This window comes from Thermotoga caldifontis AZM44c09, from assembly GCF_000828655.1.
Classification (GTDB): Bacteria; Thermotogota; Thermotogae; order Thermotogales; family DSM-5069; genus Pseudothermotoga_A; species Pseudothermotoga_A caldifontis.
This window is the reverse complement of the sequence record NZ_AP014509.1, coordinates 593,832-615,934: the sequence shown is the minus strand read 5'-3', so window position 1 is coordinate 615,934 and position 22,103 is coordinate 593,832. Positions and strand designations below refer to the sequence as shown.

Below are 22,103 nucleotides of genomic sequence, written 5' to 3'. Positions count from 1 at the left end.
TGATAGAATTGCTTCAGATCTGGAGGTGAAAATATGGAACCCATCAAGATGAGCTCGGCGGAGAAATTAACAGCTCTGATCGAAGGGTTGCAGGCAAGAAAGATACAGTTCAACGCCCCTTCGTACGGCAAGGCAGAGGTGCACAGAGACTGGCACGACCTTTTCGTGGTCCTCGCAGGCAAAGCGAAGGTTCAGTTCGGCGAACTGGTGGGTAACATCGAAGAGATCTCGCCGGGTGAGCTGAGGAGCAACGAGATGAAGATACTACAGGAAATACAGCTGGCCGAAGGAGACATTCTGCTGATCCCGGCGGGCGTGGGTCACAGAACGATCGTGGAAGACTTCTATTCAGAATGGGTGTTCAAAATACCTGCGCGAAGATGAAGCGAGATTTCACAGGCTGAGTCCAACTTCGTTCAGAACTTTTTCCAGACGCTGTCTCAGTTGCTGAGCCTGGTCGTTTGATGGTAACTGCAACGGTGCACGACAGCCACCAACCTTTATCCCGCGCCAGTTCAGAACCATCTTCAGCACCGGGATGCTTGAGCCGTCCAGGACTGCGAGCGAGACCTTCGTGAGTTTTCTTTGAGTCTGTTTCGCGAGATCTATCTGACCGCTTCGGAACTGTCTGTACAGTTCCACGAAAAACTCTGGAAAGACCGCCCCTGGGCCCGAAACACAACCCTTCGCACCCATTTGGAGGACTGTCAGAAAGGCCCTATCGGAGCCGACAACCACGTCGAAACTTTCGGGCGTGTCGTTGATCAGCGAAAGCACGTGCAAGAGATCCTGTGAGCTGTCCTTTATCCCAACGACGTTCGGTCTTTGTGAGTGTACTTCTTTCGCAACTTCCGTTGTGATCCAGTTACCGGTCAGTGCGGGAATGTTGTAGAGATATATGGGAAAGTCATAGATATCTTCCGTACATTTCAGGAAAAACTCCACCAGTTCTTCCTGCCTGTATCTGTAATAGAAAGGTGAAACGATCGCTGCGCCATCGGCACCAGAAAATTTTGCATGCAAAAGAAGCTCTTTCACTTCTTCGATCCTGAGCGCGCCACAGTGTGCTATCAAGTTCACACGACCATCGACAGCCTTAACGAAACTTTCGAGCGCCTTTTTCCTCTCTTCGATGCTCAGCAACAAACCTTCACCCGTGGTGCCGAGTGCAAATATGCCGTTCACACCTTTGCCCACGAGAAAGTCCACGTATTCCTTGATCATTCCGTGATCCACTTTCGATCCATCCTCGCTCATCGGTGTGAGCGCCGCCACCGTCACCCCATAAAGGCGTTTCATACACTCTTCCTCCTTCACAGCTTTCCAAGTTTCTTCAACGCTTTCTTGAGACTCTCTAGTTCCCGCTCGGTGGCCGGTTTCAAGGGAAGCCTCGGTGTGGACACTGGAAAGCCCGAGACGAGCTCGAACGCAGCCTTCACGAGCGGTGTTGGATTCACCCTAATTCTGAGTGCTTTGAAGAATTCGTACATTTCAACAAAAACACTTCTCGCCGTTTCTATATCACCTGCAAGAAAAGCATCGATCGATTTTCTCATCAGATCACCGACGACGTGTGAACCTCCACTCACAACGCCGACCCCACCTTGAAGCAGGACCTGAAGAACCATCGTGTCGTCACCAGAATAAACCGCCAGCTTCCCTTCAGTTGCCAGCATGTAATCTGTCGCCTGCAAAGGATTCAACGCTGCCTCGTCTTTTATAGAAAAGATGTTCTCAAAAGCGGCGAGTCTGGCGAGCGTTTCCGGCGCGATATTCACACCCGTGAACAGTGGTATGTTGTACACCATGACGGGAAGATGCGTGTTCTCAGCGATCGTTGCATAATGCTCAAAGATACCATCCTGTTCGGGCCTGCAGTAGTAAGGTGCCACCACCATCACGGCGTCGTAGCCGAGCTTTTCTGCTTCTCTCACATACTCGAGAACTTCTTTCGTGGAGACGGCGCCCACTCCCGCGATCAAGGGTAATTCGTTGCCCATTTCATCTTTTATCTCTTCGAACAGCCTGATACGTTCTTCCTTCGTCAGCGAATGGAATTCACCCGTGGTACCCGCAACAATTATGGAATCACACAAATTGTGCTCCTTCAGATACCTCGCGACCTTTCTGGCGGTTCCATAGTCGACTGACTGATCGTTCCTGCTGAAAGGTGTAATCATGGGAACGAGTATTCGACCAAATCTTTTGAAGTCCCTCACTCCAAATCACTTCCCATAGCCGAGTAATCTTGGCAAGAACAGAACGGTGTCTGGAAAGTAGGTTATTATTATCAGAGCGAGAACTTCGACGGGTATCCAGTACTTCAGCATCTCTTTGAAAACATCCTTGACAGGTGTTCCACTGATCGCGCTCGTGATGAACGCAGTCTGCGCGTAAGGTGGTGTATCGAGACCGATCATGATGTTGAACACGCTCATCACACCGAAATGGACCAGATCTATTCCAGCCGCTTGCACGACGGGAAGTAGCAGCGGAATGACCACGAGGATCGTAACCGAAGCGTCTACGAACATGCCAAGAATGTAATAGAGAACGTTTATGACAGCAAGAAGCAACAGCGGTCTTGATGCTAAACCTGCGTTCACAAGAGTTTCTGTGAGCTTGATCGCCAGCCTTTCTCTCGTGACCACATAGCTCACCAGCTGAGCTGCCGCGACCATGATGCTCACATAACCTATATCTTCTGCGCTCTTGATCAGTATCCTGTAGAGCTTTTTCCAGCCCAGCGTACGATAGATCAGAACGCTGACAATTATAGAGTACGCAACCACGATGGCGGCAGCTTCCGTCGCGGTGAACACACCTGTGTACATGCCCAGCAGCAGCACTACGGGAGCGAACATCGCTGGTAACGCCATCAGAAAGGACTTTGCAAGTTCTATTGCCGGCACTTTACCTTCCACAGGATAGTTCCTGGCACGTGAAAGGATGTAGACCAAAACCATCTCCAGCGCTGCGAGTAAGAGCCCTGGAATGATACCACCCAGGAAGAGATAACCAAGCGAAGCACCCGAAATCATAGAATAAAGCACCATGGGAATGCTCGGTGGAATGATGGGGCCTATGGTCGCAGAAGCTGCCGTGACCGCGCAGGTGAATGGACCATCGTAACCGGCATCCATCATGGCTTTGATCTCTATTTTTCCAAGACCAGCAACGTCGGCGAGCTGTGAGCCCGTCATGCCGGCGAATATCACACTCGCAGCTATGTTTGCGTAACCTAAGGAGCCTCTGAACCTGCCGAAAGCTTTCCTTACGAAGTCGAAAAGCCTTTGAGTTATGTCCGTGTCGTTCATGATGTTGGCAGCCAGAATGAACAGAGGAACGGCTATGAGCGTCGTCTGGTTGGCAAATCCAATCGTCATCATGTCCAGCACGTTCGCAAGGCTCAGACCTTTGACCAGCAGATAAACGATGCCCCCGGCCAGCATATCGAAGGCGATCGGATAGCCCAGCGCGAAAGTACCAGCAAAAATGACGAGAAAAAGTGTCAGCGCCACGGCCTCTCCTCCAGTTTGTAAGGTTTTTTGAAGAGAAGTTCTCTCAGATTGAGATAAATGAAACGACAGTTATCGATGACGATGAGCACCATCGCTATGGGAAGACAGAGTGTCAAATACGCCCAAGGAATACCGAGCACTTCGGAACTTATGATCCTGTACCACAGCACCTGCGAAACGATGGGCTTCAACGAGATGATCAGCAAAAGACTGAAGAATGCATCGAAGAATATGTCTATGACGAGTTGAACTTTTCTTGGAAACCTGTTGTACAGTACGTCGAATTTTATGTGGTTTCTGTACCTGTTCGCCAGGGCAGCCCCTAACAGAACACTCCAGACGAAGGAATAAGATGAGATCTCAAACGCTTCCGGTGAAGGATGTCGGAAAACGTAGCGCAGAAGAACCTGTGCGAACATGCTCAGAAACAGAACGAAAACACACACCGAAGGTAGATGTATCTGAACGATGTCTTTGATCTTTCTGAGCACCTTCATGATGTCACCTCAAAGAACCGCTGGGCGAATGCCCAGCGGCCAGAATCACATGTTCTGGATCTTCTCGTACATGCCAGGGCCCCAGAGTTTGTCGAATTCGGGCTGGCTGTAGAACTTCTTGGCGTTCTCCATGAACGCCGCCTTGTCCGGTACTATGATCTCCATCTTGTACTGATCGACAAAGAGTTTGAGCAGTTTGGCTTCCTGCTCGAGCACCGTGTAGTTCATGAAATTCCTGGCAACTTCCATCGCTTTCTTGATGTAAACTCTGTACTCTTCGGGCATGCTCTGCCACAACTTTTCATTGATCACAGGACAGATCATACCGATCTGGTGATCCGTAAGAACTATGTACTTGGTGACCTCAACGAACTTGGCGGAGAGATCCGTGGGCAACGGGTTGTCCTGTCCATCGATCGTGCCAGTTTTCAGAGCCATGTAGACCTCTCCGAAGGCCATGGGTGTGGGTGTGGCACCGAGGGCACGTCCCATGTCGAGGAACGTCTTGTTGTTCGGCATTCTCAGCTTCACACCCTTCAGGTCCTCCGGCCTTCTCACCGGTCCGACCTTCTCGACCAGATTGAGCTGTCTCGTGCCGAGGTACCACACGTCGAGCACCCGGAGCCCCGTCTTCTGGGCGAGCTTGTCGAACATCTCCTGAACCATCTTGCTCGTCATGACCCTGTACATGTGGTCCAGATCCTTGAACACGTACGCTGCTTCGAAGACTCCAAACTCAGGCATCGCACCGAGATCGGCGAACCATGATGGCGCACCATCCCCAGCCATTTCCAAATCTCCACGCATCACTGCGAGCAGAGATGTCTTCTGATCGCCGAGCTGGCCGGAATGGTATACTTCGACCTTGATGTTTCCACCGCTGAGTTCTTCGACTATCTCGGCAAACTTCTGCATCGCCAGAACCTGTGGTTGCGTCGGAGCGGCGACCGTGTTGAACCTGAGCACGTATTTCGGCGCCGAGAAGGCCACGAGAGCGACAAGCAGCATCGACAACAAGAGCTGTTTTCTCATGAAAACCCCTCCCCTTGAGAAAAGTGTCTCACGCGTAAACGACGAAATCTATACCGGCGAGCTTGCAGAAATGCACGAGTTCCTCCACATAGTCCCCGTACACACCGTGTATGTGGTTCGAACTGTAGTTCGACAAGAATTCCCCGACTGAAACCTTCAATCTCGCGAAGGCGTGTGGCCATTCGATCTGCGTGGCGCGAGCTTTTTCCTCGTTCTTCTCCTCGCCAAAATCCAGAAATTCTCCCTTGATGATCCTCATCACGTAGCGGCCGTCTCTCCTCGTCAATCGAGCGAGGGTGACTTCACCGGGCGCTGCGATGTGGCGCACCGAAGCTCCTCCCGCCGGGAAATAAAAGCTTTCCGGATAGAACTCAACCTTGGCAAGGTTGACCAGCGGATCGTACGATCTGGCGGCGAAGAACGTTGCGTGCTGGCCGGAATTGCACAGATCGAAGAAATCATCTTCAGCATCGTAGTGCCTGACGTCCGCGAACAGCACCGGCTGGTTCGAGACGAGCTTGAAGATCTGCATCGTCAACGCCCCATCAGAGTCTGCTTCCGTCGCGCAGACCAAAGGTTCCTTTGGACCGTCCCAGTCGTACGGATCGTTCAGGAAGGCTTCGGCCACGTCCATGGTCACAAAGTGCTCGGTGAGTTCAGGTTGAGCCTTGACACCGATGAAGTCCAGTTCGAAATCTTCAGCCATCCTTTTGAGTGCGTAGTAACTCTTGATCTGCAACTCCAATTTTTCCGGTGTGAGCTGTTTCCCATCGTAGTGGATCTTCTTGGCGTGTTTTTCGAGCCATTCTCTGGCGCGTTTCGCGTCTGGATCTGGGACCTTCTTGCTCTTTTCGATTATCTCGAGCTGGTCGATGTGCTCGACGTCGATGCCGAAAAGCTTGTTCCACAGGTCAACGTTCGGCACGGCCGTGTACATACCCATAGAACGGCCACCGAACAATCCGTAGCGCTGACCCTTCAGCATGTTCTTCGCCGTCGCAGCCCTTATGAAGCTGATGAGTCTTTTCAACACTTTTGGATCCTTTGGATCGCCCCAGACTCTGTACGTGGGCGTGCCATCCTGCTCCAGCGCGCCAGCCGCGGCCAGCATACCGACCATGCCGGGATACTTTGGATTGACGTTACCGAAGAGCAGAAACGGCCCCGGGGCAAACTTGCTCGCGATGACACTGAAGTGTGGAAATGCCCAAACTGCGTAGTGAAAGATGGTCATCTGAGCCCCTCTGTCTCTCAGCTTCAAAGCTTCCTGCTTCGCCACTGAAGGTCTGTCGACGATCCTGTCCGCCCTGATGACTTCGATTTCGTTGGTTGACTGTAGAGCCTCCACAACGGCTTGTTCAAATTTTTTGTTTATCTCCACGAGTTCTTTGCTCACATAGTCTCGCCCATCTGAAAAGGTCAAGAGTCCCACTTTTCTCTTCATGTTAACGCCTCCTTAGATGCAACGCAACGCATTCGTTTGCGTGACCAAAACATAGTATAGTCGTTTCCGAACTTTGAAGTCAAGCATGGGAAAAATGAAAAATCAAAAGCTACAAAGAGAAACGTGGAAATATCGAATCCTTGCCGGCAAAACGGGACGAAAACGCGTTCTGATTGGGTTTAACCCAAAACGTTGCGGATCGTCATAAAAAACCCCGCCCGAAGGCGGGGTTCGATCTTTCTCAGTTCACTTCTGCTTGATGAAGAACTGCATCGGCATGGCGTTGAGCGGTGTGAAGAAAGGAGTTTCTGCAACGAGCTTTTCTGGGACGTTCCTGAAATTGTTCTTCACGACGAGTGGAGATGGATCTTCTCCAACAGTTCCTATCATCCAAAGATTCTCTCTGTGTATCCTCGTGACCTCTTTCATGAGCTCTTTGATCCTCTGTGGATCCGTGCAGGTCTTGATCTGTTCCCAAACCTCGATCAACCTCTTCACCTCGGCAGGTGGTTCCTTGGCGTTTTCCGGAGGCGTTTCACCTTTCAAGTAGGCGTTGATCCAATCCATCCAGCCCACGTACCAGGACGTGGCATACTGAGACCCACCCGGGATGATCATCATCGGATCGGCGAGTGGTTGAGCTGCTCTGTCGAGCAACCAGACCTGTGCATCGAAGTAGTGCGCACTCAGTCTGCTTTCGTACAGGGAGCGTTCGAGGTTTTCGATTTCAACCCAAACGCCTATCTTTTTCCATTGCTCCTTCACCATCGTCCAGATGTCGACGTGTGGTTGTCCAACGACCTGTATCGTGAACCTGAGCGGCCTGCCATCTGGTAGCAACCGGTACTCGTGCTTGGAATCCCATTTCAATCCCATCTCATCGAGCAACTTGTTTGCTCTGTCTGGATCGTACTCTGCGTACGCTCTTTCCCATTCCGGATCGAAGTAAGCCGAACCGCTGACGAACGACGCTTGCCTTGGCTCAGCAAGGCCGTTGTAGAAAATCTCGTTGATCTCTTCCCTGTTGATACCAAGCGAAAGAGCCCTTCTGAATCTGACATCGTTGAAGATTTTACCGAGTTCAGGATCCTGTGGATCCGAAACGTTCAACATGAGCTGACTCACCGATCCGTTCGCGTTCGACCAGAGCAGGACCCTGTAATCGCCTTTCTTTTCGTTTTCCTTCAACAACGGATAGTTCGCCAAACCTGCTCCGAGCAAGCCTATGTGTCTCCACTGGAAATCCAATTCTCCGGCAATCGCTTTGAGCAGGATCACCTCGTTGTCGGTTATGTACTCGTTCCTGATGTAATCGATGTAAGGAAGCTGATTTCCTTCCACATCCACTGCCCAGAAGTAAGGATTTCTCTCCAGTACGAAGAACTGTCCGGAAGGATCGTTCACAGGTTTCCACGTCAAGATGGTTGGAAGCTCGGGATTCTTGAGAAAGTCGTTCTTATCGTTGAAGAGATCAACCCACGTGTTGTGTGTGCCTGGAACCATCATCTTCTGTATCTCTTCCATGGGTGTGAAATCCGGATGGAACTTCGACAGGTAATGTTTCGGAGCGCAGAAAGTACCTCTGGCCAGTTCCATCATGAACAACGGATACGGCTGAGCGAACTCGAATTTCACCGTGTAATCGTCGATCTTGGAGACCTTCACAGTTTGTCCACCGATTCTGTACCACGCCGGCTTGGAAGGAGTGAGATCGTTGTTACCAACGATTTTCTCCACGAAAAAGACGACATCGTCTGCCGTGAAAGGATGGCCGTCAGACCATTTCATGCCTTTTCTCAGGTAGAAAATGTAGATCCTGCCGTTCTCAAGTATGTCCCATTTCTTGGCTATGCCTGGCAGGAACTCTCCACCTTCTTTGTCCCAGAAGACGAAGTGGGCTGCGATCAACCTGTACAAACCCCACCTGTCTGCCAGGCCCTTCCATGCCCTTCGCCAGGTCCCACCGAACTGGCCGATTTCCTCTTCGGGTACGATCACGAGTGGTTCTTCAGGAAGCCTTTGCTCAACGGGTGGCAACTTTCCCTGCTTGACGAGCTCAGCGAGCATCGGCGATTCTTTGTAGGAAGTGATCTTCTTGCCCGTAACCCTTTCGTAGTCTTGCGGCGTTGCATAGGCGGTCCAGGCGAGACTCGTCACCACTGCTACCAGAACGAGCAGGACGACAAACAACCTTCTCACAAACATCCCCCCCTGTCACTCGGTGAAAATACAGTATTCGTTCCTTCAAGCAATTTTATTATAGTGAACTTAACAATTAAATTCATCTCCGAAGAAACCGCTTGGAGCGTCAATTAGCTTGGAACACGTTGATGGACCGGGTCTAACTGTTAAAATCTTATTCTGGCTCGCGTTTTCGCAGTTTCTCTAATAAAATCTCTAATTAACGTATGGTAAAAATTGAAACAAGCAGCGGCACTCACACGCTTTTTCGCTGTGGTTCTTCTCCGTTGCAGACCTTTGGATTGAAAGAAACAGCAAAGCTGGTCACACTACGACAAAACGAGGAATCTGAAGTGCGTTCAGCGTTTGAAAGTTCAGGTTTGCCGGTTGAAAGTGAAGATGCTTTTCGAAGGAAAGTTGACTCCAATGGCAGGACGATCACAGCTCGTATTCCAAAAGTGGCGAAGACGACCGTGCGAACTTCTCGGTGTCTTACGAACAAGGAAGAGATTGTTTAATGCCTTCTCAATTCAAGAAACTGCCGCACGTATCTCTCGCAACGGTATCCAAAACAATGTGTGATGCACATTCATTAACAACGTTTCCTTGAGAGTCGAACACTGAAGTTTTTCCATCAACTGCGATCACATTGTTCACATGTGTGCAAATCGCACAACTTTCACTCTGCATGTGACCACGTTTGAAGTCGATGTTTGAGCGAGTTCATCGAACGATTCGTCTATTATTTGCACATCGGCGAGTGAATGAAGAGTTGCTCAGGTTGGTGGATGACCTTAAGAGGAATAAGCAGCTTCACACTTTTGACGAAGCGGTCACCAAGCAAGCTGTGGTTCTCAGGGTTTTAAAAGTGCTGGGCTGGGATCCGTTCAACGTAGATGAGGTTCACCCAGAGTATTCCGTTGGAAGCAAGAAAGTAGATTTTGCCCTTAAGCACAACGGTAAAATCAAAGTGTTTCTCGAGGTGAAAAAGATCGGTGAGGATTTGGAGAAACATCAGGAACAACTCCTGAATTACTCGTTTCAAGAAGTCGTCAAATTGGCGGTCTTAACGAACGGTATCAGCTGGTGGTTCTATCTGCCTCTTCGTGAAGGAAGCTGGGAACAAAGGAAATTTTACACCATTGAGATATCCGATCAAGAGAGCAAGGACATCGCGGAGAAGTTCGAGACATTTCCATCAAAGGATAGTGTGATATCTGGTAAGGCGGTAGAATACGCCGAGAGAATATACAAGAGCAAAGAAAGGCAACAGCTGATTGAAAGGACACTACCCAGGGCGTGGGAAAAGATGATCACGGAACCAGATGAACTCTTGGTTGATCTACTGGCTGACACTGTGGAAAAGATGTGCGGTTACAAACCAGACATCGAAACGACAAAGCAATTTCTGATGCAGGTTTATCAGAAAGAGAGAGCATTTTCCACCGTTGGAGCATCACCGCAGAAGCAACCACCATCGAAACAAATTTCTCGCGCATCTTCAGAAACCTACACTGGCAAATCGATCGTTGCATACACCTTTGGCGGACGCAGATATCCAGTACATTCCTGGAAAGAGTTGTTGATAACGATAGCAAATCTCATGCTTTCCGCTCACAGAGAACAATAATCGCTCCACTCTTTTCAAACTGAGAATCCAACCACCTGTTTCGGGTCGAACCTTGACTCAATCAGCCGGCGTTTGCATTGCTTTTGCCTGAGGAAGGTTGGGGCTTTCACGTAACTTGATGTAGAATTATTCTGAACGCAAACGTATGGGGTGAAGGAGCTTGAAGATCACTCTGAAGGATATCGCGAGGGAACTTGGGGTCAACGTTTCCACGGTATCGAGAGCGATCAACGGAAAGCCTGGTGTCAGCGAGGAACTGCGCAAAAAAATTCTGGAGTTTGCGAAAATGAAAGGTTACTCACCGGACCTCGCCGCGGTGGGTCTCAGGAAGGGCAAGACCAAGATCATCGGTGTCCTGATACCAGACATTTCCAACCCATTCTTCGCGCAAATTCTGCACGGCATGGAGAGAATCTTCTATCCTCTTGGATACCACGTACTCCTGTGCTCAACGGATGAAAACGTAGAAAAAGAAGAGGACAATCTGAGAACACTCTTGAGCCAGAGAGTTGCCGGCATCCTTTCGGCACCCACCGACTCTGGAGGTAACAGATCAACTTACAAAAAGATTCTGGACATGCAGATTCCCTTAGTCTTTTTCGACAGGATCATTCCCGGCCTGGAGGCCAGCTACGTGATAACGGACAACGAGGGAGGAGTCGCAGAGCTTGTACGCTATCTGTACGGGAAAGGACACAGGAGCCTCGGGATCATCACCCTCAGATCGCGGTCTTACACGGGCAAAATGAGGCTTTCAGGTGTGCTCAAAACCTGCGACGAATTGGGGATTCTTGTGAAAGAAGAATGGATCCTGGACGGCCGTTCCACCCAGGAGGGTGCGTACCAGGCAGCCAAGAAGTTTTTCCAGCTCAGAGATCGCCCGACAGCCTTGCTCGTATCCAACAATCTCATGATGCTCGGTGTGATGAAGGCCATCAAAGAACTGAACGTGAAGGTGCCGGAAGACATTTCCATCGTCTCGTTCGACGATTCGTACTGGAACGAGATATTCGATCCTCCCATCACGTGCGTTGCGCAGGAACCAGAACAGATGGGTTTGATCGCGGCAACGATGATGATGGACATTCTCCAGAACGGTTCGAAACCCAGCAGGACGGTCCTGAAGGCTCACTTCATCGAGAGAGCTTCGGTGAAGCAGATAGGATAAAAAATGAGGGGCACTGAGCCCCTCACTTTTTGAAGATCAAGCCGAACTCGTCCGCATCGACCGTGATCGTTTCTCCCTCTTTGAACTCTCCCGAGATGATCTTGTCTGCCAGGACTGTTTCCACCTCGCTCTCTATGACCCTCCTCAACGGCCTCGCACCCATGGCGGGTAGATAACCCCTGTTCGCTAGGTATTCCTTCGCTGCCTCGGTGAAAATGACATTTCTCTTCTGTTCTTTGAGTCTTTCTTCCAGTCTCTTCAACTGCAGTTCGACTATCTTCTTCATGTGCTCGAACGTGAGCGGTTTGAATATTATGGCCGCATCTATCCTGTTTATGAACTCCGGTTTGAAGTATCTCCTCATCTCTTCTTCCACCAGCGGCGTCAAGTCGGTTATGCCCTCTTCGAGTGCATCGAGTATCTGCTGGCTTGCGATGTTGCTCGTCATGATTATGATCGTGTTCCTGAAATCCACGGTGTTACCCTTACCGTCGGTGAGCCTCCCGTCGTCGAAGACCTGCAGTAGCACGTTGAAAACTTCTGGATGCGCCTTTTCTATCTCATCGAGCAGGATGACGCTGTAAGGCCTCCTGCGCACCGCTTCAGTCAGCTGACCGCCTTCTTCGTAACCGACGTATCCTGGAGGCGCACCGATCAACCTGCTAACCGAATGTTTCTCCGTGTACTCGCTCATGTCTATCCTGATCAGTGCGTCTTCGGTTCCGAACAGTACCCAGGCGAGCGCTTTGGCGAGCTCGGTCTTACCAACACCCGTCGGACCCAAGAACAGGAACACTCCGGCGGGTCTTCTCGGATCCTTCAAACCAGCGCGAGCCTTTCTTATCGTCCTGGCGATCGTCGAGACCGCATCCTCCTGATCGACCACCCTTTGATGGAGCAGTTCTTCGAGGCGCATGAGCTTCTCACGTTCGGATTCCAGCATCTTCGAAACCGGTATGTTCGTCCACTGCTCAACGATCTTCGCTATGTCGTTCTCATCGACGATTTTCTCGCCTGAGAGCCTCTTCGTGGCGGCGGCTTCGTCTATGAGGTCGATCGCTTTGTCCGGCAGGAATCTGTCGGTGATGTACCGGGCGCTCAACTTCGCCGCAGCCACGAGTGCCTCATCTGTTATGGTCACCCCGTGGTGCTTCTCGAACTCTTTTCTGACTCCCTTGAGGATCTCTATGGTCTCCTCAACGCTGGGTTCAGGCACCATCACGGGTTGGAACCTTCGCGCGAGGGCTTTGTCTTTTTCGATGTACTTTCTGTATTCGTTGATCGTGGTTGCCCCGATGACCTGCATCTCTCCGCGTGCCAGTTCAGGTTTGAGCAGGTTCGCGGCATCCACCGCACCCTCGGCCGCTCCAGCTCCAACGACGGTGTGAAGCTCGTCGATGAAGAGGATGTACTGGTAAGCGTTTCTCTTGAGAGCGTCTATCAGTTTCTTCATCCTCTCTTCGAACTCGCCGCGGAACTTCGTTCCCGCGATGATCCTTCCCATGTCCAGCTTGAGGATTTTCTTGTTTTTCAGAAAGTCTGGCACTTCACCCTTCACGATCTTCTGCGCCAGGCCCTCGACTATGGCAGTCTTACCGACGCCTGGATCGCCTATGAGGACGGGATTGTTCTTGAACTTTCTGCCGAGTATCTGAATGACACGCTGTATTTCTTTCTCTCTGCCTATCACCGGCAGAAGCTTCCCATCCTTTGCCATGCGTGTCAGATCTTCGGTGAACTTGAAGAGAATATCCACATTTTCATCCTCTGCGGTCTTACCGCTCGTTCTCAGATCCCTTATCGCTTCGTACACCTTGTCCGGAGTGACACCGTAGCGGGTCAGCAACCTGTAAGTCATCGAACCGGGAGAAAGGATCATTCCGAGCAACAAATGATCGGTTCCGACCTTCTCGTCTCCCATCCTTCTGGCTTCGCGTTTCGCCTCTTCGAGCACATGCCTCGCATCGGGTGTAAGGTAGATCTGCCCAACTTGGCTGTGAGGATTGTACGATCTCATGCCGTACTTACTCACGAAGGAAGACGTCTCATCCCTGAGAACATCTATGTTAACACCTATCTTTCTCAAGATATCGACAGCGGCGTTATCGCCGTCCTCGAGTATGGCCAGAAGTATGTGTTCAGAGGACATCTGGTTCTGACCGTAGCGGTTCAGTATATCCTGGACCGCTCCGAGCACTCTCTGTGCGCTCTCTGTGTAGTCTTTGAAATCGATCATCGTGTTTCACCTCCTTCGAAAATTGAGGGGCGGTTGCCCGCCCCTCTGTGTTTCACTCGATCTTCACGTCGACAACCTTCGCCTTCACTTCCTCACGTTTCGGGATCGTGATGGTGAGAACTCCGTTTTCGTATTTTGCTTTGATCTTTTCTGTGTCTACGTAGTCGGGCAAGGCAAGGCACCTTTCGAATTTGCCGTAAGACCTTTCGTAGACTCTGTAGTTCCTGTCCTTGTGCTCGCGCTCGAGCTTCTTCTCACCGGAGATCCTGAGCACGTTGTCCTCGATCTTCACGGTGATGTCTTTCTTGTCCATTCCTGGAACTTCAGCCTCGATGACTAGTTCCTTGTCGGTCTCGTACACGTCGATGTCCGGTGTGAAGCTGAAGGCTTCAGACCTCCTTCTGATGCTCGGAGTGAAGAAGTCTTCGAAGAGTCTGTCGATCTCCCTCTGCAGTTCTCTGAATGGTCTGAAGAAGTCTTCGCGTCTTTCGAGCAACATACACATCCCTCCTTTCACGGGTCGGGTTTTTTATTCGATTTTTCATTGTGCACCAGGTTCTTGTTTGCGTACACTCTCGTACAGGTACTGGCCTATCTTCATGCTCTCGCGCTGGAGATTGTCGAAGAGCAACTTGACTCTGGCTATGTCGTCACGGTTGATGGCATCCCTAAGGTCTCTGACGAGGTTTTCCAGTCTGACCTTCAGATCCTGCGGAAGCTTGTCGCCGTGTTCTTTCAGCATCTTGTTCACGTGGTAAGCGAGATCGTCTGCTCTGTTCTTGAGTTCGACTTCTTCACGTTTTCTTTTGTCCTGCTCTTCGTACTTCTGAGCTTCTTCGATCATCTTTCTGATCTCGTCTTCTCTGAGTTTGTGTCTGCCGGTCACGACCATGGACTGTTCCTTGTTGGTTGCCAGGTCCTTCGCCGAGACGTGAACGATTCCGTCGCTGTCTATGTCGAACGTCACTTCTATCTGCGGCACTCCCCTCGGTGCCGGTGGTATGTCCACGAGCCTGAAGCTACCAAGGAATATGTTGTCTCTCGCCATCGCACGTTCGCCTTGATAGACTCTGATCTCGACCTCCGTCTGGTAATCTTCAGCTGTCGTGAAGATCTTGCTCTTTCTCACGGGTATGGTCGTGTTGCGCGGTATGATCGGTTCCATGAGTCCGCCTTTCACTTCTATTCCGAGCGTGAGCGGTGTGACGTCCACCAGTACGATGTCCTTATCCTTGGCGCTGCCTGCGAGTATGGCTGCCTGTATCGCGGCACCGATCGCAACCGCTTCGTCCGGGTTGACGCTCTTGTTCGGTTCTTTTCCAAAGATTTCGTAGATGAACCTCTGAACCATCGGGGTCCTGGTCATTCCACCGACGAGTATGATCTCGTCTATGTCTCTCGGTGAGAGTTTCGCATCGCTCAGGGCCCTTTCGATTGGACCCCTCGTCATCTCGACGAGATCCTTCACCAAAGATTCGTACAGCGATCTGGTCAGTTTGGCTTCCAGATGCAACGGTCCGGAACTCGTTGCCGCGATGTACGGCAGACTGATGTCGGTCTCGAGCTTCGTCGATAGCTCGATCTTCGCTTTTTCCGCTGCATCCCTGAGCCTCTGCAGCGCTTGCTTGTCCTCTCTCAGGTCTATGCCGTGCTGTTTCTTGAATTCTTCAGCGAGCCAGTCGATGATCCTCTGGTCGAAATCGTCTCCACCGAGGTGGTTGTTACCACTCGTGGCTATGACCTGTATAACGCCTTCGCTGATCTCGAGGATCGAAACGTCGAACGTTCCACCACCGAGGTCGTACACCAGCACTTTCTGCTCCTTTTTCTTGTCGAGTCCGTACGCGAGTGCGGCAGCAGTGGGCTCGTTGATGATCCTCAACACCTCGAAGCCAGCTATCTGGCCAGCTTCTTTGGTTGCCTGTCTCTGGGCATCGTTGAAGTACGCAGGACAGGTGATGACCGCTTTCCTGATCCTGCCACCGAGGTACTGTTCTGCGTCCTTCTTCATCTTCATCAGGATGAACGCGCTGATCTGTTGAGGTGTGTATTCTTTGTCGTCTATTCTGACTTTGTAGTCCGAACCCATCTTGCGCTTGATGGATTTGATGGTCCTCTCGGCGTTGAGGATCATCTGCCTCTTTGCAGGTTCTCCGACGAGTATTTCACCCGTTTTTGTGAACGCGACTATGGAGGGTGTCAACCTGCTACCTTCAGCGTTTGGTATGACTTCTATGGAACCGTCTGGTTTCATCCAGGCTATCACAGAGTTCGTGGTACCCAGGTCGATACCCACAACGAATTCCCTGTCGCTCATTTCTTTCACCTCCCGGAACATTTCCACCTTCATTATATTGAGGTGTCAACGGCTTGTCAAGGGGGAGTCGATGATTTTGTATGTTTTCAAATGTGCCTTTTCATAGGCATTATATATACGATAATTTCTATGTTTGCAAACTGTATAGCACTCGTTACCTGTGACTGACAAATAACCTCGCGGTTGGGTCTCACCGCAAAGGATCCTCGACAGCTTGCTATAATTTCTCACAGGGGGATTGGATATGAAACTCACGTGGTATGGGCATGCGTGTTTTCTCATCCAGCACGGTGGCATCAGCATCCTGACGGATCCTTTCGACAGTTCCGTTGGCTACAGGGTTCCAAACGTTTCTCCCGACATCGTCACCGAAAGCCATCAGCATTTCGATCACAACGCGCATCGGCTGCTCAGAGGAGAATTCCAGCTGATCAAAGAACCAGGTGAGTACAGCTTCAAGAATCTCAAGATCAGGGGTGTGAAAACCTTCCACGACGAGGCCGGGGGTACCAGAAGAGGTACGAACATCGTGTTCGTGTTCGAATTTCCAGACTGGAAAATAGTGCACCTTGGAGACCTCGGTCATGTACTCGATCAGCAGCAGGTTCAACAGATCGGTCAACCGAACGTCCTTTTGATCCCTGTCGGCGGTACGTTCACGGTGGGCCCAGAAGAAGCGAAAAAGATCGTGGAACAGCTTCAACCGAACGTCGTCGTTCCCATGCATTACAGGACGAAGTACATCAAGTTCGATCTCAGTCCTGTGGAGGATTTTCTCAAGTTCTTCACGAACGTTAAAAGACTGTCCGAAAGTTCGTTCGAACTGACGGAAGATGTAAAATCTCAGCGAGCAGCAGTGTATGTTCCTACCATCTGAAAGGAGGCAGCACGTGACTGTAGAAGTCCTGCTCGAGGAGAAGACCATCAAAGAGCGCATCAAACAGCTTGCCAGAGAGATCGAAAACTACTACAAAGACAAGACGGATACCCTGCACGCTATTTGCGTGTTGAAGGGCTCGATCCACTTTTTCAGCGAGCTCGTGCTGAATTTGAACATGAACGTCAATTACTCTTTCGTGCACGTATCGAGCTACGCGGGAACCGAGTCCACTGGAAGGATAAGGGTCAAATCCTGGGTGGACGAGCCACTTCAGGGAAAGTACGTGCTCGTTGTCGAAGACATCGTCGACACAGGCAACACGCTCAGGTACATCCTGAACTATCTGAGGAAGTACAAGCCGGCGGACCTCAAAGTGGCCACACTGATCGAAAAAGAGAAGTACCAGCACGGCATCCCGATAGACTTCGTCGGATTCAAGGTGCAGGACGTCTTTTTGATCGGTTATGGTTTAGACTACGACGAAAAGTACAGGAATCTTCCCTTCATAGGGTATCTGAAGAACGACACATGAGAAAGGGATTCATGATCGTTGCCAGCATAATGGTGGCTCTGATCGTTTCGATCCTCCTCATCTGCCTCGACCAGCTGATCAGGGCGAGAATTGGTGTGGTCTATGAAGGCCAGACAAGAATTTTCATCGGCGAGACCCATTCTCGTTGAGGAGTTCTTCGACCAACTCGAAGAACTCGTTCTCAAAGTTCTCGACAGCCAGGCCTCCTTCCAGCAGATCTCTGACTGGATCCATCGAAGCAAGGAGTTCCTCCAAGATCCTCTTCTCGAGGATCCGGACGCACGTGAAAGATTGGAACAGCTGATGAACTACCTTGAACCGATCGTGGAACTTCCGAAGGAACGTGCTCTCAAACGCTTGAACCACGCGTTGGGCATGATCGAAAGGTACAGATCGTGGCATTTCTTTTCCAGGCCCGATCCATCGCAGGCCAAGCAGCTGTCGCTCGAGATAAAGTACGCGCGCGGTGTGGGGCCGAAAAGGGAAAAGATCTTGCAAAAGCTCGGGATAAACACGTTGAAGGACCTCGTGACGTACTTCCCGCGTGACTATGAAGATCGACGCAGAGTGCTTCCGATCAAAGACGTTCTGATCGGTGAGAAGGTCACCACGAAGGGAAAGATAACGAACGTGGAGATCAAAGAACTTCCAACCATGAAGATCGTGGCCGCGGTGCTCGCGGACGGCATACACCATCTACTCCTCAAATGGTTCAACCAGGAATTCATTTATAAGCAACTCCAAACGTTGAAGGGCAGAGAGGTCTTCGTCACCGGCACGGTGAAGAAAGGCACCTTTGGCGGCCTGGAGATCGTCAATCCCGAAGTGGAACCGGTTGAAAACTCCAACGTCCTCGAGATACTCCCGATCTATCCCCTGACCGAAGGTATAAGCCAGAAAGAGTTTCGAAAACTTGTGAGGCAGAACATACATTGCGTTGTGGGAGTTCAGGATGAACTGCCCGCCGAATTCATTCAGAAAAGAAAGTTGATAGACCTCGCCACGGCACTGTACGGGATGCATTTTCCAAAGACGATGCACCAGCTCGAAAAATCCAGAGAAAGACTCGCCTACGAAGAACTGTTGTATCTGCAGCTGGCCATGTTGCTCTCCAGACACACGCTCGAATCCATAGGGGGCATAGCAAAAAAGATCGAAGGGAAGCTGGCACAGGAGTTTCTGAAAAGCCTTCCTTTCGAATTGACCAACGCTCAGAAGAGGGCCCATGAAGAAATAAGGGAAGACATGCGTTCGCCACGTCCCATGAGCAGGTTGCTCCAGGGCGATGTGGGCTGCGGAAAAACGGTCGTGGCGCAGCTCGCCATAGTGGATAACTTCGAAGCGGGCTTTCAGGCAGCCGTGATGGCACCAACCTCTATACTCGCAACGCAGCATTACAGGAGGATGGCTCCAGCCTTCGAAAACCTCGGAATCAAGACGGCCCTACTGCTGGGTGACACGAGCAGGTCTGAAAAGGACAAGATCAAGAGATTTCTCAAATCCGGACAGATCGCGGTTGTCATAGGTACGCACGCGCTCATCCAGGAAGACGTTGAATTCAACAATTTGGGACTCGTGATCATAGATGAGCAACACCGGTTCGGTGTCAGACAGAGAGAGGCACTGATCAGCAAGGGTGCGGCGGTGGACACGCTCGTCATGACCGCAACACCCATACCGAGAACGCTCGCACTGGCCGTTTATGGTGACCTCGATTTGACGATCATTGACGAGATGCCACCTGGAAGAAAAGATGTGAAAACGATCCTGGTGAGCGTGACGAAGATCGACCAAGTTTTCGAATTCGTCAGGAAAGAGGTTGCTGAAGGCGGTCAGGCGTTCATAGTGTACCCACTCATCGAGGAATCGGACAAGCTGCAGGTGAAGGCAGCGACACAGATGTACGAGAAACTGTCCCGGGAAGTTTTCAAAGATTTGAGAGTTGGTCTGTTGCACGGAAGGATGAGTCAGCAGGAAAAGGATGCCGTGATGGAACAGTTCGCCCGCGGTGACTTCGACATATTAGTTTCCACAACCGTCATAGAAGTGGGTATAGACATTCCGAACGCGACCGTGATGGTCATAGAAAATCCAGAGAGGTTCGGCCTGGCGCAGCTGCACCAGCTGCGCGGGAGGATCGGCAGGGGCAGCAGACAGGGCTACTGCTTTCTGGTGGTCGGCAACGTCGATGAGGAGGCCTTAGAAAGACTCAGATATTTTGCAAACACGAAGAACGGCTTCGAAGTTGCTGAGTACGACATGCAGATCAGGGGACCTGGAGAAATACTCGGTCTGAGACAGCATGGCCTGCCAGATCTGAAGGTGGCCGATCTGGCGAGAGATAGACAGTTACTCCTCAGAGCGAGAGAAGATGCCGAGCTTGTGGTAAAGAATATGGACAGGTTCAGAGAGCTGATCCAGAAGATGGAGAGAATGTACGGTGAGAGGTTGAAACTGGTGAAGGTAGGATAAAATGGTGGGTGCGGCAGGAATCGAACCTGCGGCCTCTTCCTCGTGAGGGAAGCGCTCTCCCTCTGAGCTACGCACCCAACCTCGCAACAAGAATTGTACCATTTGTCCTGAAGTATTTCAAGGGGAGGTAAGCATGAAGGTTCTGCTCTACGCTGAGGCAAAGAGGGTACTATCCAGATCCGGGATCGGTGTCGCTCTGAAGCATCAAATGGAGGCGCTGAAAAGGGTGCAGGTGGATTTCACACTCAGCGTAGACGACGAGTACGACCTGGCGCACATCAACACGATCGGACCGGGTGCGAGGTTCGTGGCGAGCAGCTGTCGATCGAGAGACATTCCGATCGTCTGGCACGTTCACACCACGGCCGAAGATATAAGACAGAGCTTCATCTTCAGCAACGTGTACTCCAAGTACGCACGCTACAGCCTGCGTCGACTCTACTCGAAAGCTGACTTTTTGCTCTTCCCAACACCGTACACGGAGAGCGTCGTGAGGAGTTACGGGGTGACCGTGCCGGGGAGAGTGATTTCGAACGGTGTTGACACCAATTTCTTCAAAAGGGACGAAGAGAAGGCGAAGAATTTCAGAGACAAGTTCAATCTGACCGGACCAGTTGTTCTGTGCGTGGCACTGCCGTTCAAAAGGAAAGGGATTCACGATTTCGTCGAAGTCGCAAAAAAGTTGAAGGATTATCACTTCATATGGATAGGCTCCAAGAACATAGCATCTTTGCTTCCGAGGGATGTGAGACAGATTCTGAAAAATCCCCCACCAAACGTGGTCTTTCCTGGATTCATGTCACAGGATGAACTGGTCGGCGCCTATTCTGCAGCCGATGTCTTTTTCTTCCCGTCTTACGAAGAGAACGAAGGCATAGCGGTGCTTGAAGCTTTATCGTGCGAATGTGCTATCGTTCTGAGGGACATACCTGTTTACAGAGACTGGCTTCAGGATGGTGTGAGCTGTTTGAAGGGAAAAAGCAACGAAGATTTCGAGAAATTTATAAAGGAACTCGTTGAAGATAGAGATTTAGCAAAAAGACTCGGCCAAAACGCCAGAAAGGTCGCTCTCGAAAGGGATCTGACCATCATTGGACAGAATCTCAAACTCGTTTACGAGGAAGTGTTGAAGAACCGTGGCAAAGGCAAGTAATTTAGCGAAGGCACTCCTGATCGTTCTGATCAGCCTGGTTTTAGTCCTGTTGATCGCGGGTATTACGGACATCAAAGCCACGATGAACGCGCTGAAGAAAATCACTCTCAAATGGATCCTTGTCACGCTTTTGATCGCGTTCTTTGACTGGTCCGCAGAAACTCTCACTGTGTGGATGTTCGCGCGCTCGTATAAAACGAATGTCTCGCTCATCTATCTTTTCAAAAACACGCTCGTGGGCAGGTTTTTCTCCGCGATAACGCCGTTCTCGACCGGCGGTCAACCCATGCAGATAGCCTTTCTCGGAAAGCGCGGAGTCGAGTATGGACAAGCCACGGCGATGCTCATGTCGAGGTTTCTCTTCTATCAGATCGTCGTGACCTGTGCGAGCGTGCTCGGACTTGCCAGAGCGTATTCTCTGTTTGCGAAGAGGATTTCCAACCTCGCCCTGCTCGCATTCTTCGGTTTTGCGCTGAACGGTTTCGTACTCTTTTTGATCCTGCTCTTCGGTCTGAACAGAACGCTGGCCGAGAAAACGGTTTCAAAGATATCAAGATTCCTCGTCTCGATGAAGATCGTGAAGAGGAAAGAACTCTTTCAGCAAAGATTGCTCGAACAAACCAGATTGTTCCACGATTGCATGAAACAGTCCGCGAAGAGTCCTCTGGTCATGGTTGTGGCATTTTTCATAGCTTTCCTCGAAGTCTGGGCAAAGATCTCCATAACGTACTTCGTGGGAAGATCTCTGGATGTCCACGTCCCGTACCTCGATGTCATCGTGACGCAACTTGTCGTCTTCTTGATTGCCTCTTTCGTTCCAACTCCAGGTGCAACGGGTGCATCCGAAGGAGTCTACACGCTCTTTTTCAAGTATCTGTTCGGCCCTAAGACGGTCGCCGCGCTCTTGGTGTGGCGCTTCTTCACGTACTATCTGAACATCATCGTCGGCGGCATCGCAACGGCGCACGAGTTACAAAGAGTGGCAGCCGAAAAAACCTGAACTGAACCAGATAAAATGCGTATCCTCGTCCTGATTCCAT

General features: G+C 50.8%; 19 protein-coding genes and 1 tRNA gene. 9 read left to right on the top strand and 11 right to left on the bottom strand.

The annotated features are described in order from the left end of the window. The first annotated feature begins 33 nt into the window (after window positions 1–33). Entirely contained in the window at window positions 34–384 is a 351-nt protein-coding gene (locus tag TSP01S_RS02940) for a JmjC domain-containing protein (RefSeq protein ID WP_052463479.1), read from the top strand. A 9-nt stretch (window positions 385–393) separates the two neighbouring features. Here TSP01S_RS02940 and TSP01S_RS02935 read toward each other — a convergent pair whose 3' ends face one another. From TSP01S_RS02935 to TSP01S_RS02905, 7 genes are all read right to left on the bottom strand, one after another. Continuing rightward, window positions 394–1,299: a dihydrodipicolinate synthase family protein gene (locus TSP01S_RS02935; protein WP_041076323.1), complete on the bottom strand. Its 906-nt coding sequence runs from the start codon at window positions 1,297–1,299 to the stop codon at window positions 394–396. Between the two features lie 14 nt (window positions 1,300–1,313). Next, on the bottom strand, window positions 1,314–2,219 hold the full coding sequence (dapA, locus tag TSP01S_RS02930; RefSeq protein ID WP_041076321.1) for a 4-hydroxy-tetrahydrodipicolinate synthase: 906 nt from the start codon (window positions 2,217–2,219) through the stop codon (window positions 1,314–1,316). A 6-nt stretch (window positions 2,220–2,225) separates the two neighbouring features. After that, window positions 2,226–3,521: a TRAP transporter large permease gene (locus TSP01S_RS02925; protein ID WP_041076319.1), complete on the bottom strand. Its 1,296-nt coding sequence runs from the start codon at window positions 3,519–3,521 to the stop codon at window positions 2,226–2,228. Next, entirely contained in the window at window positions 3,512–4,018 is a 507-nt protein-coding gene (locus tag TSP01S_RS02920) for a TRAP transporter small permease (protein WP_041076317.1), read from the bottom strand. The genes TSP01S_RS02925 and TSP01S_RS02920 overlap by 10 nt, the downstream gene beginning before the upstream one ends. Before the next feature lie 45 nt (window positions 4,019–4,063). Further along, window positions 4,064–5,050 carry a sialic acid TRAP transporter substrate-binding protein SiaP gene (locus tag TSP01S_RS02915; protein WP_041076315.1) on the bottom strand — a complete coding sequence of 329 codons (987 nt, stop codon included), beginning with the start codon at window positions 5,048–5,050 and terminating at the stop codon, window positions 4,064–4,066. Window positions 5,051–5,078: 28 nt separating this feature from the next. Then, window positions 5,079–6,494 carry an L-fucose/L-arabinose isomerase family protein gene (locus tag TSP01S_RS02910; RefSeq protein ID WP_041076313.1) on the bottom strand — a complete coding sequence of 472 codons (1,416 nt, stop codon included), beginning with the start codon at window positions 6,492–6,494 and terminating at the stop codon, window positions 5,079–5,081. 246 nt (window positions 6,495–6,740) lie between these two features. Further along, entirely contained in the window at window positions 6,741–8,693 is a 1,953-nt protein-coding gene (locus TSP01S_RS02905) for an ABC transporter substrate-binding protein (protein WP_041076311.1), read from the bottom strand. Window positions 8,694–9,447: 754 nt separating this feature from the next. Between TSP01S_RS02905 and TSP01S_RS02900 the strand changes: the two genes are divergently transcribed. Beyond that, window positions 9,448–10,305 (top strand): type I restriction endonuclease, encoded by an 858-nt coding sequence (locus TSP01S_RS02900; protein WP_197538908.1) that lies wholly within the window; start codon window positions 9,448–9,450, stop codon window positions 10,303–10,305. Window positions 10,306–10,465: 160 nt separating this feature from the next. Continuing rightward, window positions 10,466–11,473, top strand: a complete 1,008-nt coding sequence (locus TSP01S_RS02895) for a LacI family DNA-binding transcriptional regulator (RefSeq protein ID WP_041076309.1) — start codon at window positions 10,466–10,468, stop codon at window positions 11,471–11,473. A gap of 22 nt (window positions 11,474–11,495) precedes the next feature. On the opposite strand, the gene TSP01S_RS02890 is transcribed toward TSP01S_RS02895, so the two are convergent. Genes TSP01S_RS02890 through dnaK form a run of 3 tightly spaced genes read right to left on the bottom strand, consistent with a single transcriptional unit; the run spans window position 11,496 to window position 16,026 of the window. Next, window positions 11,496–13,709 carry an ATP-dependent Clp protease ATP-binding subunit gene (locus TSP01S_RS02890; RefSeq protein ID WP_041076307.1) on the bottom strand — a complete coding sequence of 738 codons (2,214 nt, stop codon included), beginning with the start codon at window positions 13,707–13,709 and terminating at the stop codon, window positions 11,496–11,498. 52 nt (window positions 13,710–13,761) lie between these two features. Beyond that, on the bottom strand, window positions 13,762–14,208 hold the full coding sequence (locus tag TSP01S_RS02885; RefSeq protein WP_041076305.1) for an Hsp20/alpha crystallin family protein: 447 nt from the start codon (window positions 14,206–14,208) through the stop codon (window positions 13,762–13,764). A gap of 42 nt (window positions 14,209–14,250) precedes the next feature. Next, window positions 14,251–16,026 carry a molecular chaperone DnaK gene (gene dnaK / locus TSP01S_RS02880; RefSeq protein ID WP_041076303.1) on the bottom strand — a complete coding sequence of 592 codons (1,776 nt, stop codon included), beginning with the start codon at window positions 16,024–16,026 and terminating at the stop codon, window positions 14,251–14,253. A 244-nt stretch (window positions 16,027–16,270) separates the two neighbouring features. Between dnaK and TSP01S_RS02875 the strand changes: the two genes are divergently transcribed. From TSP01S_RS02875 to recG, 4 genes are read left to right on the top strand one after another with little or no spacing between them, the layout of a single operon-like run. After that, entirely contained in the window at window positions 16,271–16,903 is a 633-nt protein-coding gene (locus TSP01S_RS02875) for an MBL fold metallo-hydrolase (protein ID WP_041076301.1), read from the top strand. A gap of 13 nt (window positions 16,904–16,916) precedes the next feature. After that, a complete protein-coding gene (gene hpt, locus TSP01S_RS02870; RefSeq protein WP_041076299.1) occupies window positions 16,917–17,438 on the top strand; it encodes a hypoxanthine phosphoribosyltransferase in 522 nt (173 codons plus the stop codon). Further along, complete coding sequence (locus TSP01S_RS10285) at window positions 17,435–17,587, top strand: hypothetical protein (protein WP_171816797.1); 153 nt, start codon at window positions 17,435–17,437, stop codon at window positions 17,585–17,587. Before hpt ends, TSP01S_RS10285 begins: the two co-directional genes overlap by 4 nt. Beyond that, window positions 17,541–19,910 (top strand): ATP-dependent DNA helicase RecG, encoded by a 2,370-nt coding sequence (gene recG / locus TSP01S_RS02865; RefSeq protein ID WP_041076297.1) that lies wholly within the window; start codon window positions 17,541–17,543, stop codon window positions 19,908–19,910. Before TSP01S_RS10285 ends, recG begins: the two co-directional genes overlap by 47 nt. A gap of 2 nt (window positions 19,911–19,912) precedes the next feature. Here the strand turns inward: recG and TSP01S_RS02860 are convergent. Further along, window positions 19,913–19,987: transfer RNA gene (locus tag TSP01S_RS02860), tRNA-Val, on the bottom strand. A 56-nt stretch (window positions 19,988–20,043) separates the two neighbouring features. Here TSP01S_RS02860 and TSP01S_RS02855 point away from each other — a divergent pair. Continuing rightward, a complete protein-coding gene (locus TSP01S_RS02855; RefSeq protein ID WP_041076295.1) occupies window positions 20,044–21,063 on the top strand; it encodes a glycosyltransferase family 4 protein in 1,020 nt (339 codons plus the stop codon). After that, on the top strand, window positions 21,047–22,063 hold the full coding sequence (locus tag TSP01S_RS02850) for a lysylphosphatidylglycerol synthase transmembrane domain-containing protein (RefSeq protein ID WP_041076293.1): 1,017 nt from the start codon (window positions 21,047–21,049) through the stop codon (window positions 22,061–22,063). The genes TSP01S_RS02855 and TSP01S_RS02850 overlap by 17 nt, the downstream gene beginning before the upstream one ends. Window positions 22,064–22,103 lie beyond the last annotated feature (40 nt).